The organism is Mesorhizobium sp. NPDC059025, from assembly GCF_042739655.1.
In the GTDB taxonomy this organism is placed as follows: Bacteria; Pseudomonadota; Alphaproteobacteria; order Rhizobiales; family Rhizobiaceae; genus Mesorhizobium.
Genome location: NZ_JBHYIM010000017.1, coordinates 19199 through 35074 on the forward strand (window position 1 = coordinate 19199; position 15876 = coordinate 35074).

The 15876-nt window shown below is 62.2% G+C and carries 16 protein-coding genes and 1 pseudogene; 4 read left to right on the forward strand and 13 right to left on the reverse strand.

The annotated features are described in order from the left end of the window. Window positions 1-78 precede the first annotated feature (78 nt). The 3 genes from ACFWYE_RS27925 to ACFWYE_RS27935 form a co-directional block, all read right to left on the reverse strand. Window positions 79-1116, reverse strand: a complete 1038-nt coding sequence (locus ACFWYE_RS27925; protein WP_379067204.1) for an ABC transporter substrate-binding protein — start codon at window positions 1114-1116, stop codon at window positions 79-81. A 66-nt stretch (window positions 1117-1182) separates the two neighbouring features. Next, a complete protein-coding gene (locus ACFWYE_RS27930; protein WP_379115353.1) occupies window positions 1183-2628 on the reverse strand; it encodes an NAD-dependent succinate-semialdehyde dehydrogenase in 1446 nt (481 codons plus the stop codon). A gap of 172 nt (window positions 2629-2800) precedes the next feature. After that, entirely contained in the window at window positions 2801-3346 is a 546-nt protein-coding gene (locus ACFWYE_RS27935) for a MarR family winged helix-turn-helix transcriptional regulator (RefSeq protein ID WP_379115354.1), read from the reverse strand. 227 nt (window positions 3347-3573) lie between these two features. On the opposite strand from ACFWYE_RS27935, the gene ACFWYE_RS27940 reads away from it, so the two are divergent. Together ACFWYE_RS27940 and ACFWYE_RS27945 are read left to right on the forward strand one after the other, a co-directional pair. Beyond that, window positions 3574-3975 carry a RidA family protein gene (locus tag ACFWYE_RS27940; RefSeq protein WP_379067198.1) on the forward strand — a complete coding sequence of 134 codons (402 nt, stop codon included), beginning with the start codon at window positions 3574-3576 and terminating at the stop codon, window positions 3973-3975. Window positions 3976-3980: 5 nt separating this feature from the next. Continuing rightward, on the forward strand, window positions 3981-4601 hold the full coding sequence (locus tag ACFWYE_RS27945; protein ID WP_379115355.1) for a flavin reductase family protein: 621 nt from the start codon (window positions 3981-3983) through the stop codon (window positions 4599-4601). Between the two features lie 19 nt (window positions 4602-4620). On the opposite strand, the gene ACFWYE_RS27950 is transcribed toward ACFWYE_RS27945, so the two are convergent. From ACFWYE_RS27950 to ACFWYE_RS27965, 4 genes are read right to left on the reverse strand one after another with little or no spacing between them, the layout of a single operon-like run. Beyond that, window positions 4621-5370, reverse strand: a complete 750-nt coding sequence (locus ACFWYE_RS27950) for an ABC transporter permease (protein WP_379115356.1) — start codon at window positions 5368-5370, stop codon at window positions 4621-4623. Window positions 5371-5372: 2 nt separating this feature from the next. Then, complete coding sequence (locus tag ACFWYE_RS27955; protein WP_379067192.1) at window positions 5373-6083, reverse strand: ABC transporter permease; 711 nt, start codon at window positions 6081-6083, stop codon at window positions 5373-5375. A 6-nt stretch (window positions 6084-6089) separates the two neighbouring features. Beyond that, window positions 6090-6923 (reverse strand): transporter substrate-binding domain-containing protein, encoded by an 834-nt coding sequence (locus ACFWYE_RS27960; RefSeq protein ID WP_379115357.1) that lies wholly within the window; start codon window positions 6921-6923, stop codon window positions 6090-6092. A gap of 26 nt (window positions 6924-6949) precedes the next feature. Further along, window positions 6950-8344 carry a M20 family metallopeptidase gene (locus tag ACFWYE_RS27965; protein WP_379115358.1) on the reverse strand — a complete coding sequence of 465 codons (1395 nt, stop codon included), beginning with the start codon at window positions 8342-8344 and terminating at the stop codon, window positions 6950-6952. Window positions 8345-8447: 103 nt separating this feature from the next. On the opposite strand from ACFWYE_RS27965, the gene ACFWYE_RS27970 reads away from it, so the two are divergent. Beyond that, on the forward strand, window positions 8448-9359 hold the full coding sequence (locus ACFWYE_RS27970) for a LysR substrate-binding domain-containing protein (protein WP_379067186.1): 912 nt from the start codon (window positions 8448-8450) through the stop codon (window positions 9357-9359). A 42-nt stretch (window positions 9360-9401) separates the two neighbouring features. After that, window positions 9402-10327, forward strand: a pseudogene (locus tag ACFWYE_RS27975) (cation diffusion facilitator family transporter). A 118-nt stretch (window positions 10328-10445) separates the two neighbouring features. On the opposite strand, the gene ACFWYE_RS27980 reads toward ACFWYE_RS27975, so the two are convergent. From ACFWYE_RS27980 to ACFWYE_RS28005, 6 genes are all read right to left on the reverse strand, one after another. Then, complete coding sequence (locus ACFWYE_RS27980) at window positions 10446-11267, reverse strand: aspartate dehydrogenase (RefSeq protein WP_379115359.1); 822 nt, start codon at window positions 11265-11267, stop codon at window positions 10446-10448. After that, a complete protein-coding gene (locus tag ACFWYE_RS27985; RefSeq protein WP_379115360.1) occupies window positions 11254-11955 on the reverse strand; it encodes an ABC transporter ATP-binding protein in 702 nt (233 codons plus the stop codon). Before ACFWYE_RS27985 ends, ACFWYE_RS27980 begins: the two co-directional genes overlap by 14 nt. After that, complete coding sequence (locus tag ACFWYE_RS27990; RefSeq protein ID WP_379115361.1) at window positions 11949-12707, reverse strand: ABC transporter ATP-binding protein; 759 nt, start codon at window positions 12705-12707, stop codon at window positions 11949-11951. The genes ACFWYE_RS27985 and ACFWYE_RS27990 overlap by 7 nt, the downstream gene beginning before the upstream one ends. Beyond that, a complete protein-coding gene (locus ACFWYE_RS27995; protein WP_379115362.1) occupies window positions 12707-13693 on the reverse strand; it encodes a branched-chain amino acid ABC transporter permease in 987 nt (328 codons plus the stop codon). The genes ACFWYE_RS27990 and ACFWYE_RS27995 overlap by 1 nt, the downstream gene beginning before the upstream one ends. Before the next feature lie 12 nt (window positions 13694-13705). Then, window positions 13706-14620 (reverse strand): branched-chain amino acid ABC transporter permease, encoded by a 915-nt coding sequence (locus tag ACFWYE_RS28000; protein ID WP_379067174.1) that lies wholly within the window; start codon window positions 14618-14620, stop codon window positions 13706-13708. Between the two features lie 81 nt (window positions 14621-14701). Beyond that, entirely contained in the window at window positions 14702-15853 is a 1152-nt protein-coding gene (locus ACFWYE_RS28005; protein ID WP_379072931.1) for an ABC transporter substrate-binding protein, read from the reverse strand. Window positions 15854-15876 lie beyond the last annotated feature (23 nt).

Genomic DNA, 15876 nt, shown 5'->3' on the forward strand with positions numbered 1-15876 from the left:
CGGCACACGGTGCAACGTCGAGATCTGGGTGGAAGGTGGACGCCACGATCCACCTTCCGAAGTCCAGGAATGCGGGTGCTACTGGACGATCAGGTTCTTGAAATCTTCCTGGACGTCCTGGATGTTCTCAGACCACCAGATCGGCTGCATGGTGACCTGTTTTGCCGCGTTTTCCGGCGAGGCGTTCGACTGTTCGAGGACGTCGGCGGAAAACTGCTTTGCCTCGAAGGCTTTCTTGTTCGATGGGCCGTAGTAGCCCATCATCGTCGGGATGCGCGCCTGGATCTCAGGCGAGACGATGTTGGCGACAAATTTCTGTGCGGCCGCTACGTTCTTCGAACCTTTCAGGATCGCGACACAGCCAAAGCCGATGACACCGTCCTGATAGGTGAATTTGACCGGCGCGCCGTCGGCGATGACGCCGGCGATGCGGCTGCCCCAGATGGCTTCCATGTCGACTTCGCCGTCCTTGAGAAGTTGCGCCGACTGCGCACCCGAAGTCCACCAGACCGAGACGCTGGGCTTGATCTTGGCAATGGCAGCCAGTGAACGCTTGGTGTCGAGCGGATAGACCTTGTCGCGTTCGACGCCGTCGCCGAGCAGCGCGATCTCCATCATCTCCTGCGGATAGACGCTGAGCGCGCGGCGACCAGGGAACTTCTCGACATCCCAGAAGTCCTTCCAGTCCTTCGGCGGGTTGTCGCCATATTTGTCGGTGCGCCAGGCGAGAACGACGGAATAGGTGTTCGTGGCGATCCAGTTCTTGGCCCGTACGCCTTCCGGAATGCCGTCACCATTGACGACCGAATAATCGATCGGTTCGAACAGGCCTTCGGCCGCGCCAATGGCGCAGTCCTCCGCGCCGAGATGCGCGACATCCCAGCCCGGTGCGCCGGACTGTACCTGAACGCGCACGGCGGCGATGCCGTCATGCGATTCCGTGCGAAGTTCGGCGCCGATCTTTTCCGCCGACGGTTTGAAAAGTGTTGCGGTCAGGTCCTCCTGAACCTTGCCGCCGAGGCCGGCGAGCGTCAGCGTATCCGCGGCCATGGCCGTGGTCGACAATACGGCCCAGGCCGCTGCTGTGATAAGTCCGTGTTTGACAGACTTGTGCATCTTCATCTCTCCCATTGATGACACACAATTGACGTTGATCGGCGGTCACGTCTTTCTGTTTGAAGCTCAGGCCGCCGCGTCCTTGAGCCCCAGTTCACTGATGAACTTCGTCTGGAAGAAGGCTTCGAGGCCCTCAGTCCCGCCTTCGCTGCCATAGCCACTCTCCTTGACGCCGCCGAACGGCGTCTCGGGTGCGGCAATGCCGAAGTGATTGATCGAGACCATGCCGGACTCCAGCTGTTCGCCAAGCAGCGTCGAGGTGCGCTCCGAGCGGGTGAAGGCGAAGGCGGCAAGACCGTAGGGAAGGCTGTTCGAACGTGCGATCGCATCATCCAGGCTGGAGAAGGGCGCGATTGGCGCCAGCGGGCCGAACGGCTCGTCGACCATCAGCCGCGCATCATCGGGCGTGTCGACAAGCACTGTCGGCGCGAAGAAATTGCCCTGGTTGCCGATGCGCTTGCCGCCAGCAAGAACCTTGGCGCCGCGGCTCTCGGCATCCGCGACGAAAGCCTGCATGGCATCAAGGCGACGGGAATTGGCCAGCGGCCCCATCTGCACGCCCGTTTCAGTACCCGGGCCGACCTTGATGCTTTCCGAACCGGCGACGAAGGCATCGACAAATCGTTTGTAATGCCGCTCGTGCACATAATAGCGGGACGGTGCGGCGCAGACCTGCCCGGCGTTGCGATACTTCAGGAACAGGCCGAGCCTGACCGCCTCCTCGGGATCGGCGTCCTCGCAGACGATGAAAGGCGAGTGCCCGCCGAGCTCAAGCGTCGCGCGCTTGACGTGGGCAGCAGCCAGTTGGCCGAGGTGCTTGCCGACCGGAATGGATCCGGTGAACGAGATCTTGCGGATCTGCGGGGCAGGAATGAGATATTCCGAGATCTCCGCCGGCACCCCGAAGACGAGGTTGACGGCACCGGCCGGAATGCCCGCATCCTCAAAGCAGCGAATCAGTTCGATCGCGGAGAACGGCGTCTCTTCCGGACATTTGATGATGATGGTACAGCCAGCGGCGAGAGCTCCGGCAATCTTGCGCACCGCCTGGCTGACAGGAAAGTTCCACGGCGAGAAGCCGGCGACGGGACCGACCGGCTCCTTGACCACGATCTGGCGCACACCGGGCGCACGCGCCGGAATGAGCCGGCCATAGGCACGACGTCCCTCTTCGGCATACCAGTCGATGTGGTCGGCTGAGCCGATCGTCTCGCCGAGCGCCTCGGCCAGCGGCTTGCCCTGCTCGCGCGTCATCAGCGCAGCAATGTCCGGCGCACGCTCACGCAACAGGTTCGCCGCCTTGCGCAACAGCTTCGAACGTTCATAAGGCGAAACCAGCCGCCATTCGAGGAAGGCGCGCCGGGCTGCGGACAGCGCCCGGTCAAGGTCGGCCTCGGTGGCATGCGTCACCGAGGCAAAAGCCTCGCCGGTTGCCGGGTCGATCACCTTGCCGGAGCGCCCGCCACTGCCCTCGCACCACACGCCATCGATGAACAGCTTTGCCAGTTCCATCCGGTCGTATTCCTCAATCTCAATTTAGTTGATTTCGTAAACTATGTAGTTCACATCGTCAACTATATTGAGTGAAAATATCTCAACCCCGCCGCAGATTTTTCGAGGCAGCGATCAAGCCGGTGATTTGTCTGGAGACTTGGCGAAGCGTCGCCGCGGTCTGCGACCGAGACTACTCTTCCTCGCCGAGATCGCCGCCGGCGGCAACGACCTCGCGGCGAAGCTGATCATAATAGGTGATCGAACTCTTGAAGACGGCCTGCATCGACTTCTGAAGCTGCGACCGCTCTTCCAACGAGAGGTTCGACAGCATCATCTCGTTGCGATGTTCGGAATCGGCGAGGATCTTCGCCACGATTTCCCTGCCCTCTCCGGTGAGGCGCAACAGGATGCTGCGGCCATCCTCGGGATTTTCCGAGCGGCTGATCAGGCCCCGATCGATGAGGCCGGACACGACACGGCTCATCTGGCTTTTTAAAAGACCGCTGTGGTTGGCCAGGAGCTGCAGCGGCGCTTCCTTGAGATAATCGAGCACGGCAAGCGCACGCCATTCCCGGACTGTCAGCCTGTAGCGAGGGCTGATCGACAGGAAAGCGATGCGGCTCGAAAGCGATGCGAGGCGCTGCAGCTGGAAGGAAAACAGATCGCGCGCGTCATGCGCTTCGATCAGATGCGCCATGTTCTCGGCATCATCGACGCCGCTGTCCGGTCCACTCATTCCCTCGTCCCCCGCAGGCGCCCTTCCGCATTCGCCAAAACGGGAAGCGCGATTTCACCTCAACCCGAAACGTCATCGGAAATCCACTCCTTTGTCATGTTACGCGCAACATGATTTGGTTGACAAAGTGAACTATACAGTTCATTCCGGCAACCAGTCTATCGCCTGGAATATTTCGGGCTTTGCCGCGCGACACGCCGAATTGCAGACATTCAAGGGAGGATGAAATGACCAACAGCAACAAATTGCACAATCCGGCGACCATCGCGCCGCCTGCCCGCAACCTCTATGCGCATGCTGTCGAGGTGCCTGCTGCCAGCCGCCATCTCTATGTCGCTGGCCAGGTTGGCGTGCGGCCGGACGGTACCGTCCCGGAAAGCCTGGAGGAGCAGACCGAGCAGATGATGGAAAACATCCATGCCATCCTCGCTTCCGCAGGCATGACCTTTGCCGATATCGTCAAGTTCAACGCCTATTGCATGTCGGCCGAGGACATCATCACCTATGCCGGCATCCGCAACCGCTTCTTTGCCGGTGTCCAGACCGCGACGACAGCCGTTGTGGTGACAGGCCTCGCCAACCCGGCCTGGAAAGTCGAAGCGGATCTTGTCGCGGCACGACAGGACTGACGTTGATGTTCTACCGTCCATCCGATGGCCACGGCCTGCCTCACGACCCGTTCAAGGCGATCGTGTCGCCGCGGCCGATCGGCTGGATTTCAACCTGCAGCACATCGGGTGCCACCAACCTTGCGCCCTACTCCTTCTTCAACGCGCTCTCGGTCGATCCTTATCTCGTCTGGTTCTCTGCCGACGCGGAGAAAGACAGCGTCGTCTTCGCCCGGGAAACAGGCGAGTTCGCCGTCAATCTGGTTGGTGAGAAATTCGCCCGCCAGATGAACGCGACCTCCGTCGATGCGCCACGCGGGATCAGCGAGTTTGGCTGTGCCGGGCTGGAAGCAGCAAATTCGAGGCTCATCGCCGCACCACACGTTGCCGGCGCTCCCGCCGTGCTCGAATGCCGCTTGACCGAGATCATCGAACCCAAGGGCCTCGACGATCGCTGGGCCGGGGTCTTCGTGGTCATGGGCGAAGTCGTCGGCATCCACATCGACGACGCCATGCTGACCGACGGGCTCTTTGACCAGAAGAAAGCCGGCAATGTCGCCCGGCTCGGCTACATGGATTACCTGTCGACAAGCGAAACGTTCCAGATGCGCCGGCCACGCTGGACGGACGAGAGTACCCGGCCCTGAGTCCCAGGCGCTCCTCGCATCACCCCTTCTGCGACATTGCCTCTGCCAACGGGCGTTTTGCCCTTGCCCGGCCCGCGAACATCGGCTTGCGTTGATAAGGCGGCGTCAGCCATCGCTCGACCATGCGCAGAAGGAAGATCAGCATCATGTTGATGATCAGGTAGATCAGCGCCACCATGCAGAACACCTCGATGACGGCGAAGGTCTGGCTCATCAAATCCTTGGCGACCCCGGTCAGTTCCATCACGGTGATCGTGCAGGCAAGCGAGGTCGACTTCAGCGTGACGACGATCTCGTTGCTGTAGGCCGGAAGCGCGCGCCGTATCGCGATCGGCATGGTCACCAGCAGGAAGGTCTTGAACCTCGAAAGGCCAAGGGCCCGGGCCGCTTCGATCGCGCCCTGAGGCACGGCAGCAAGCCCACCACGCATCACTTCCGCCGTGTAGGCGCCGGCGCAGACGCTCATCGCGATCACCGCACAGGCAAACGGATCCTTGAGCACGATCCAAACCGGGCTGGCACGCAGCCAGGCGAACTGGCTGAGGCCATAATAGAGAACGAAGATCTGCACGAGCAGCGGGATGGAGCGGAATGCCAGGACATAGGCCGACGCAACGCTTCTGAGAGCGCGATAGCTCGAGCGCCTTGCCCAGGTGGCAAGGCCGGCAAAGATCAAGCCCAGCGGAAGGGTCACGGCGGCAAGCGCCAGGGTGACCCAGATCGCGCCTGCAAGTTCACCTGCCACATGGAGAGCGGTTTCGATATCCATGGTCAGGCCCAGCGCATTCTGGTTTCGAGGACATGGAATGCACGAGAGGAAATCGCCACCAGCACGAGATAGACGAGCGCCGCCACGCCATAGAAGATGAAGGGCTGACCAGTGGTACGTCCCGCGACGCCAACAACCCGCATCAGTTCGGCGAGCGAAATCACCGACAGCAATGTCGTCTCCTTGATCGCCATGATCCAGACGTTACCGAGACCCGGCAGCGCCAGCCGCAACATCTGCGGGATGACAACGGTCCAGAGCCCCGCGAGAGGGCGCAGGCCTAGCGCCGTATAGGCCTCGAACTGCCCGATCGGGATCGCGGCATGCGCGCCGCGAAACACTTCCGAACTGTAGGCTGCCGAAACGAACGCCACAGCCATCACACCGACGGTGAAGGCGTCCACCTCGATGTAGCCGGCATAACCGAAACCGCGCGCCACCCACATCAGCGCGCCATTCGTGCCAAAGAAAAGCAGGAAAATCACCAGCAATGGCGGCACGCCACGCAACAGCGTCGTGTAGAGCGTCGCCACCGCGGCAAGCCACCTGCTGTGGCTCAGCTTCGCAAATGCCACGGCAAGCCCGAGGATCACGCCCAGGACGTAGCCGATGCATGCACATGCCATCGTCACACCGAGGCCGATCAGCAGCGGCCTGGTCCAGCCGTCCCCGCCCCAGGCGAACAGGTCAATGACGGAACCGCTCGAGCCCATAAAGGATCAGGCTCCGCACAGCTTGGTGTCCGGCTTCGTCGAAACGTCGAAGCCGAACCACTTCTCCGAGATCTTCTTCAATTCGCCCGACGCCTTCAGATCGCACAAGGCTGCATCCCATGCCTTGCGCAGATCCTCCTCATCCTTGCGCATCAACCCGCCCACACCGACACCGAGATAGTTGAACTGCTCGAAGTCGATATCCGGGGACAGGATCTCGATCGGTTCGCCCTGCTGCGTCCGCGTCAAGGCGATCCAGGGAGAGCGTCCTGCGACGGCAGCATCGATCCTGCCGGCCAGTAGATCAAGGTTGAGGCTGTCCTGGTTGTCGTAGAGCCGAACCGTCACCTCCCCCTTCAGCTCGTTGTCCACGAACTTCTGGCTTTGAGTGCCGGACTGCACGCCGATGGTCTTGCCGGCAAGGGCGGCCTTCAATTCCTGCCAGCTCACCTTGCCGTTCAGGCCGGACGTTTTCGCCGCGGCAAAATTGATCGGCAGGTTGGCGTAGCTCTGCGTGAAAGCCAGCCGCTTCTGCCGCTCCGGCGTGATGGCGATCCCACCAACGAGGATGTCGTACTTGCCCTGTTCGAGCGCCGGGATCTGTCCTTCCCACGGCTGGGCAGTGAAACGGCAGCTGCGCTTCATGCGGTCGCAGACCTGCTTGGCAAGGTCGATCTCGAAACCGGTCAGTTCGCCCGATGGCGTCGTCGACGTCCATGGCAGGTAACCGCCATCGGTGCCGATGCGCACTTCCGCCTGACCTTGCGCGATCGCGGGTCCGCACAGCATTACGCCGAGCGCGAGAACCGACAACAGGCCCCTGACTGTCTTCCCTATCATTGAATTCCTCCCCTATTTTTCGTTGATCAGAGACGCTCGGGTCGTCCCTCGGCTCCAAGGTCCCAGAACAGTCCGGCCATGATGGCGAGCCCTTCTTCGACAAGAGGCTGCAGCAGGTGCTCATCCGGCGCGTGCTGCGAGCACCCCGAATAGGAATGCGGCACCCAGATCGTCGGCATGCCGAGGATGTCGGCGAAACAGTCGTTCGGCAGCGAACCGCCGGCATTCGGCAGGATGGTCGGCTCGATCCCGGTCGTCTTTTCGACCGAGGCCGCGGCCCAGCGCATCAGCGGATGTTCCGGATCGAGGCGAGTCGCACCCCATTCCGATTCCTGCGCCATAGGCTCGATGGTCACATTGTGGAAGCCGTTTTCATCCAGGAAAGCGCGAATGGCCGGGAAGAAGGCCGCGGGATCGACATCGATCGTATAGCGGATCTGCATGCGGGCGCGGGCATGCGGCGGGATCGCATTGATCGGCTGCTCAGGCCTCCCCGACGTCATTGCCAGGACTTCAAGCGCAGTCCAGCCAAAAACCCGCTCGGACGGCGTCAAGCCGGGCTCGCCCCACCACGGATTGAGCTCGGGGCCATTCTCTTCAGTCTCAAGCTCGATCCTGGCGAGCGCGGTCCGCACACTCTGCGGGATTTCGCTGGGCAGGATGCCGCGGACATTGATGCGGCCGTTTGCGGAAACAAGCGCCGCGATCGCATTGGCGAGGATCACCGCCGGATTGGCGATCAGGCCCCCCCAATTGCCGGAGTGATGCGCACCCGGCCGCAGATCGCAGACCAGATCGAAATCGGCGGTTCCACGCGTTCCGCCGTCGAGCGTCGGACGATGCTGCGCAAGGCGTGGACCATCGGATGCAATGAGCCAATCGGCCCGCAGTTTGGAGCGATGCACAGCGCAGATTTCGCGAAGTCCCGCCGAACCCGTCTCCTCAGATGTCTCGATCAAGGCGACCGTGTTGAAACCGAGAGCGCCGCGCGTTGCCAGAACCGCCTCCAGCGCGAGCATGACGATAGTATGCTGACCCTTGTTGTCCGCTGTTCCACGGCCGTAAATGCGCTCGCCCTCGACCTTCACTTGCCAGGGGTCGCGACCATTCGACCAGGAGCCTTCCATGCCCGCGACCACGTCGCCATGACCGTAGACGAGAAGTGTCGGCAACTCATCGGATTCGATGCGCCGCGCAATCAGCAGTGGGCCGCCGGCAGGGTCGGGATTTTCGACCACTTCACTGGTAAAACCGAGCTGTCCGAAATCGGCGCTGATCTCATCGAGGTAGCGATAGCATTCAGGACGCCGCTCGGGCTTCTGGCTTTCCGTGGCGATGGCAACGCGACGCTGCAGGTCGGACAGGAAACGGCCGTCGGAGGCAAATGACGTGGCAAGGGCGATGGTTTGATTCCGAGACATAATCCTGCTCATTCGAATTCTTGACAGAACGATGTCACGCCAAAGAATATGCGAGCAAACCAAAAGTTTTCTCGGTTAGCCTCAACAGGATTAAGCCTGAGCCATGTCACGACATCTGCCACCGCTGCCCGCGCTGCGTGCGTTCGAGGCCGCGGCGCGCCATTTGAGCTTTGCCCGCGCGGGTGGAGAGCTCGGCGTCACGCCGGGCGCCATCAGCCATCAGATGAAGCAGCTGGAGGACTGGGTCGGCGATCCACTGTTCGAACGACGCGCGAATGGCGTTCGGCTCACCGAGACGGGACGCGTCTTTGCGACCCGTCTCGGCGCGATCTTCGACCAGATCACGTCCGCCGCGGTCGCGGCCCGCGCGCCGGGCGGGACGAGCAGCGTGACCGTACGCTGCCAGTTCTCTCTCGCCTCGAAATGGCTGGCGCCGCGCATTGGAAGGTTTCGCGCACTGCATCCCGATATCCAGATCGCCGTGCAGGCCCTGCCACACCGCTGGAATGCCAATGAACGCGATCCTGATCTCGCGATCTACCACGGCCGCGGCACCATCCCCGGCGTCCGGCAGGACACGCTGATCGGCGGACGATTGGTCGTCGTCGCCTCTCCCGGTCTCGTCGCGACCCTGCCGCCGGCGCCAACGCCCGCCGACCTGCTGTCGCGGCCATTGATCAAGGTGGATTTTGCCGAGCCGGGCTGGCACGACGAAGGATGGGAAGCCTGGTTTGCCGCCACCGGATTCGGCCATCTCGAATTGCGCTCGACACTATCCTTCAATCTGGTGCATCTGGCGATCGAGGCCTGCAGCGCCGGCGCAGGCTTCGCTCTTGTGCCGGATTTCATGGTCGAGCAGGAGCTGGAAAGCGGGCGTCTCATCGACGCCTTCGGCATCTCACTGCCGATCCGCCAGCCCTATGTGATGATGACTCCGGAAGCCAGCCTGGCGCGGCCGGAAGTGGCCATGCTGCGAAGCTGGCTGCTGGACGAAGGGATCAAATCTGCCGCATAAGAAACTGATATCCTGGATGGGCCATACGAAGAGGACGCGAGGATGCACACGGAACAGGGCGTTCTCCGGATCTCGATCATCGTCACCTTCGTGCTTGCCGTGATCGGCATCGTATTCGGCCTGCTGTCGGGCTCCTTCGCTATCGTCTTCGACGGCGTCTATGCGCTAACCGATGCGACCATGACCATCGTTGCCCTGCTCGTTGCCAATCTGATCGCTTCTTCGACCGCGGTCGGATCGGCCAAGAGCAAACTGGTGAAACACTTCACCATGGGTTTCTGGCATCTCGAGCCGATGGTGCTCGGCCTCAACGGCATCATGCTCTCCGGTGCGGCCGTCTATGCCCTGATCAACGCCATCGGCAGCATCATGTCGGGTGGACGCGAACTGAATTTCGATCAGGCAATCATCTATGCGGTGGTGACCCTTGCCGTGACAATCGGTATGGCGATCTACGGCCACCGAGCGAACCGGACCATCCAGTCGGATTTTGTCGCGCTCGATGCCAAGGCGTGGGTCATGTCGGCCTCCCTGACGGCAGCGTTGTTCCTCGCCTTCGTCTTCGGTTACCTGGTGCAAGGCACCAGCCTGGAATGGACATCGCCCTATGTCGATCCGGTCGTGCTCGCCGTGGTCTGCGTGATCATCATTCCGATCCCCTTGGCACGATCAAGCAGGCGCTGGCGGACATCCTTCTGGTTACCCCGGCAGACCTCAAGCGGCATGTCGATCATGTCGCCGAGGAAACCGTCAAGCGTCATGGCTTCCTGGACTATCGTGCCTACGTCGCCAGGGTTGGCCGTGGCAGGCAGATCGAACTGTTCTTCATCGTGCCCTCGGACTGGCCTGCCAGAAGGCTGCAGGAATGGGATCTCATCCGCGATGAGGTCGGTGAGGCCCTCGGTGACGAAGGGCCGGACCGCTGGCTCACCATCGCCTTCACCACCGATCCGGAATGGGCCAACTAGAACGGGTGCCGCTAGAGCAATTCCAGGAAAGGCGTGTAACGGTCTTCCGTCCGGAATTGCGTAATAACAAAGAGTTGGAGAGTATCCGCGTTTCCGTAAAAAACGGAAACGCTCTAGTCTAGCGCACCAGCGGCGCGACAGCGTTTTCGATAATGCGCACCAGACTAAGCGCGGTCATTTCCGAGGATTTCGGATTGGTGGCCAGCGGCTCGTTTTCGAGCATCAGATCGAGCCTGCCAAAGGCGCCCCGAGCCTCGACCCGATGTGTGTTGCGGCGTGCAGCCGGATCGGCCACCAGCACCACCCTCGTCCTGTCGAGGCCGATGCCCGACAGCGCCGAAATCACCGCAACATTGGCATTCTGAGGAAAGCGGGCGGCGGCCTCGCGTGCGCTGCCGTCAAAGAACGACGAAGCGACCGCAAGCGTGTCCAGGTCGAGTATGGTTTCCGCCGGCGTCCCGCGCCAGGCACGCGGCGGCTTCACAATGCTATGGACAACCTCCTGCAGCGGCAGGACGCTGGCGGCAGCCAGCGCACCGAGATCGCCCAGGGCGCCCGAGGGAACAACGATGCGGCTGCCCGTCTCCTTTGCCACCGAGACGAGCCGCTCTAGCAATGCATTGTCGCAGAACGCGCTGGTAGAGGAGACGATGAAACTGGCGGCGCGGCGCAAGGCCGCCTCTCCCCAGACCGCGACAGCGTCACGGCCAGCGGCCTCGATCACCATATCGAGATCAAGCCCGGCCAGTTCGGCGGGTTCTGAGATGAGCTGGACGCCAGCAGGGAGATCGTCACGACGACGATGATGATCGCGCACGGCCACCGCGACGATGGTGATACCTTGCGGATGACGCTCGGCAAGCAGCTCGCCGACGCGCCGGGCGATCGCACCCCAGCCGACAAAGCACAGATTGAGGCGTTGCCGGTCAGAGCCCGACATAACCGTGCACCAGTTCGGCATCGCGCGTCAGGTCCGAGCTGTTGCCGGACCAGACCGTGCGGCCTTTTTCGAGAATGTAGTGGCGATCGGCCAGCCGCTTGAGGACGTGCAGGTTCTTGTCGATCAGCAGGATCGATTGCCCTTCAGCCTTCAAGGCTTCGATGCAACTCCAGATCTCGGCCCGGATCACCGGCGCCAGCCCCTCTGTCGCCTCGTCGAGAATGAGCAGCTTCGGGTTGGTCATCAGCGCACGGCTGACCACCAGCATCTGCTGCTCGCCGCCTGACAGGGTGCCCGCAGCCTGACCGGCCCGTTCGCGCAGGCGTGGAAACAGCGCGTAGATGCGCTCCAGCGTCCACGGGTTCTTGCGCGCGAGCCGATTGGCCGCCGTTGCGACGAGGTTCTCGCGAACGGTCAGCGTCGGGAAAGTGTGGCGCCCTTCCGGCACCAGCCCGACACCAAGCCGCGCCACGCGTTCCGGTGCGGCGCCCAGCACGTTTTGCCCACTGAAATGCAGTTCGCCGGAAAGCGGCTTCAACAGCCCCATGATGGACTTCACGGTCGTGGTCTTGCCCATGCCGTTGCGGCCGAGCAGCGTGACGACCTCGCCGTCGCCGATCTCCAGCGCCACGTCGAACAGGACCTGGCTCGGCCCATAGGCCGACTGCAGCTTTGCGACCTTCAGCACAACTCGTCCCCCTCTCCCAGATAGGCCGTGCGCACTTCCGCATTCTGCCGGATTTCATCGACGCTGCCGCTGGCGATGACGCGCCCATAGACCAGAACCGATATCCGGTCCGCGAGCGCGAAAACGGCGTCCATGTCATGCTCGACGAGCAGCATCGAGACCTGGTTCTTCAGGCCACGCAGGGTTTCGATCATCTGCTGGCTTTCGGCGTGGCCGAGACCCGCCATCGGCTCGTCGAGCAGCAGGAGACGGGGCCGCGTCGCCAGCGCCACGGCAAGTTCCAGCTGCTTTTGCTCGCCATGCGAAAGATTGGCGACCAGCTCATTCGCGCGCGGCTCCAGGCCGGTGCCGGACAGAAAGGTGGCAGCCTCATTCCGCAGCGAATGATCGGCGCGAACATTCTTCCAGAAACGGAAGGAATGTCCCTGCCGCACCTGCACCGCCAGCGCGACATTGTCGATCACCGTGTAGTCGGGCAGCAGGCAGGTGATCTGGAACGTGCGGGCCAAGCCCAGGCCGACGCGTTGTGCGGTGGGCAAGGCATCCAGCGACTGTCCGGCCAGCTCGACGGTCCCCTCATTGGGCCTCAGCTCACCCATCAGCTGGGAAATCAGCGTCGTCTTGCCGGCGCCGTTCGGTCCGATCAACGCATGGATTTCGCCCGGCTGGACCGTCAGGTCGACATGATCGGTCGCAAGCAATCCGCCGAAGCGCTTCACCAGCCCGCGCACATTGAGGATCGGCTGGGTCATCAGCGTTTCCCTATCAGGCGCAGCACGAGTGCCTGCACACCGCCATGCGTATAGAGCACCACGAAGAGCAGGATGAAGCCGAGGGCCAGCTGCCAGTTTTCCGTCCACGAGGCCAGAGAGGTTTCCAGGACGATGAAGACGGCGGCGCCGATCAATGGACCGAACAAGGTACCGACTCCGCCAAGGATGACCATGACCATCAGTTCGCCCGACTTGGTCCAGTGCATCATGTCCGGGCTGGCAAAACGCAGGAAGTTGGCCATCAGCGCACCGGCAAGTCCGCAGCCCATGCCGGAAACAACGAACGCCATCAGCCTGTAGCGGTAGGCCGGCAGGCCGATCGCCGCCATGCGTTTCTCGCTTTGCCGAAGGCCGACCAGCACATTGCCGAAGCGCGAGTTCACGATGCGCCATAGCAGCGCGAAGAAGGCCACCGTGATGAACAGGCAGACATAATAGACCGTCTGCTTGTCGCGCATGTTCAGACCCGGCAGTTCGTTAGTCCGGCGAATGATCAGGCCGTCATCACCGCCGTAGGTCTTCAGCGACACGAACAGGAAGAAGAGCATCTGTGCGAAGGCCAGCGTGATCATGATGAACTGCACGCCGCCGGTACGCAGCGACAGCGCACCGATTGCAGCAGCGGCAAGACCGGAGACCAGGATTGCCGCCGGCAGCGTGATCAGCATCTGGTTGGTGCCGGGAATGAAGCCGAACAGAGGCTCTTCCAGCGAATAGTGCTGGTAGAGGATGCCAACGACATAGCCGCCGATACCGAAGAAGGCAGCATGACCGAAGCTGACCAGCCCGCCGTAGCCGAGCACCAGATTGAGGCTGGCTGCTGCGATGCCATAGATCAGGATGCGCGTCGCAAGCGAAGTCATTGCCGAATAACCGGTCGCGTCCGCGATCAGCGGCAGGGCGATCAGCAAGATCAGTACGGCTGCGAGCAGTACCGGGCGCTTGAAGGAAGTTTCGCTGTTCACAATCAAGCCCAATCAGGAATTGCGGATGAACAGGCCCTTGGGCCGGATCAACAGGACGATGGCCATCAGCAGATAGATGCCCATGGAGGAAATGCCGGCGCCCAGGGCATCGGCTTCCGGGCCGACCATCACCTGCCTGAGCAGCCCCGGCAGATAGGCACGCAGGCCGGTGTCGACGATGCCGAGGATCAGGCTGGCGAAGAAGGCGCCGCGGATCGAGCCGACACCGCCGATCACCACGACCACGAAGGTGGTGATCAGGATCTGTTCGCCCATGCCGATCTGCACGGCCAGGATCGGCCCGGCCATGAAGCCGGCGAGCCCAGCAAGCAAGGCGCCGAGGCCGAACACCAGCGTGTAGAGCAGCCGCACGTCGACGCCGAGCGCCCGCACCATCTCACGGTTGGTGGAGCCCGCGCGCACCAGCATGCCGATGCGCGTGCGGTTGATCAGCAGATAGAGGCCGAACGCAACCAGCAACCCGACCAGAATGATGGCGAGGCGATAGATCGGGTAGGACAGGCCCGGCAGCAGCTCGACCGATCCATCCAGAATGGACGGCATCTGCACGAACAGCGGCTGGCGGCCGAACAGCATGGTGACCGCCTGGTTGAAGATCAGGATGAGGCCGAAAGTGGCAAGCACCTGGTCGAGATGATCGCGCCCGTAAAGCCGGCGCACGACCAGGAATTCGATCGCCACGCCGGCAAGCGCAGCAGCGGCAAGCGCAGCCGGAATGCCCAGCCAGAACGAACCGGTCTCCGCCGCCACGAACGTGCCTGCATAGGCACCGATCATGTAGATGGAGCCATGCGCCAGGTTGATGACGCCCATGATGCCGAAGATCAGGGTCAGGCCTGCGGCCATCAGGAACAGCATCACGCCGAACTGCACGCCGTTCAGCAATTGTTCGAGGAAGAGCGTCATTGCGCGGTCACTTCAGGCAAACAGGAAAGCATGGAGAGACGGCGCATGGCCGCCTCCCCTCTCACTTCGGCAATGATGCGGCTACATCTTGCAGTCGGCCGAATAGGCGTCGCCGTGATCCTTGAACACCTCTCCGACGGTCTTGATGACCGGCTTGCCGTCTGCCCCCTTCTCGACCTTCAGCGCGTACCAGTCCTGGATAGGATGCTGGTTCGGGCCGAAAGCGAACTTGCCGCGCACCGACTGGAAATCGGCCTTGCGCAGGGCATCGCGGAAGGAATCGTCCAGCTTGCCGCCCGAAGCCTTCAGCGCCGAGGCGATCAGCTGGCCTGTGTCGTAGCCCTGGCTTGAATAATAGGTGGCCGGACGGTTGTAGGCCTTGTTCCATGCTTCCATGAACTTCTTGTTGGCGGGATTGTCGAAGTCCGTGTTCCAGTGCGCCGAGACGTTGACGCCAACCGCGGCCTCGCCAACGGCTGCCAGCGTCACGCCGTCCATTGACGGCTCTGCAAGCACCATCGGAATTTCCTTGCCGAGACCGGCCTGCTCATACTGGCGGAGGAAGGTGATGCCGAGGCCGCCCGGATGGAACTGGAAGACGACATCCGGCTTCGCCGCGCGGATCTGCGCGAGCTCGGCGGCAAAATCAGTCTGGTCGAGGCGGGTATACACCTCACCGGCGATCTCGCCCTTGAAGAAGCGCTTGAAGCCGGCGAGCGCATCCTTGCCGGCCTGGTAGTTGGGCGCCAGGATGAACGCTTTCTTGTAGCCGAGATTGGTGGCGAGCTGGCCAGCGCTCTCATGCAGGCTGTCGTTCTGCCATGAGACGACGAAGTAGTTTTCGTTGCAGCCCTTGCCGGCAAGGTTGGACGGACCCGCATTGGGGCTGATGTAGAAGGCGCCACCGTCGACGATATCGGGCACCGTGGCGCCGGCGACGTTGGAGAAGACGATGCCGGTGAAAAGCTTGACGCCGCTTTCGCTCAAGAAGCGCTCCGCGATCTGCTTGCCCTGCCCCGGCTTCAGGCCGTCATCCTCGACCAGCAATTCGACCGGGACACCGCCCAGCTTGTTGTCTTCCATGGCGAGCTTGAAGCCATCGCGCACGTCCTGGCCGAGATAGCCGGCAGGGCCCGACAGCGTCGTGATCATGCCGATCTTGACCGGATCCTCTGCCAGTGCGCCGAATGTCGTAGCGATCAGCGCCGAGGCGGCAAGCAGTGTCTTTCGCATAAGCATTGGTTCTCCTCCGTTTG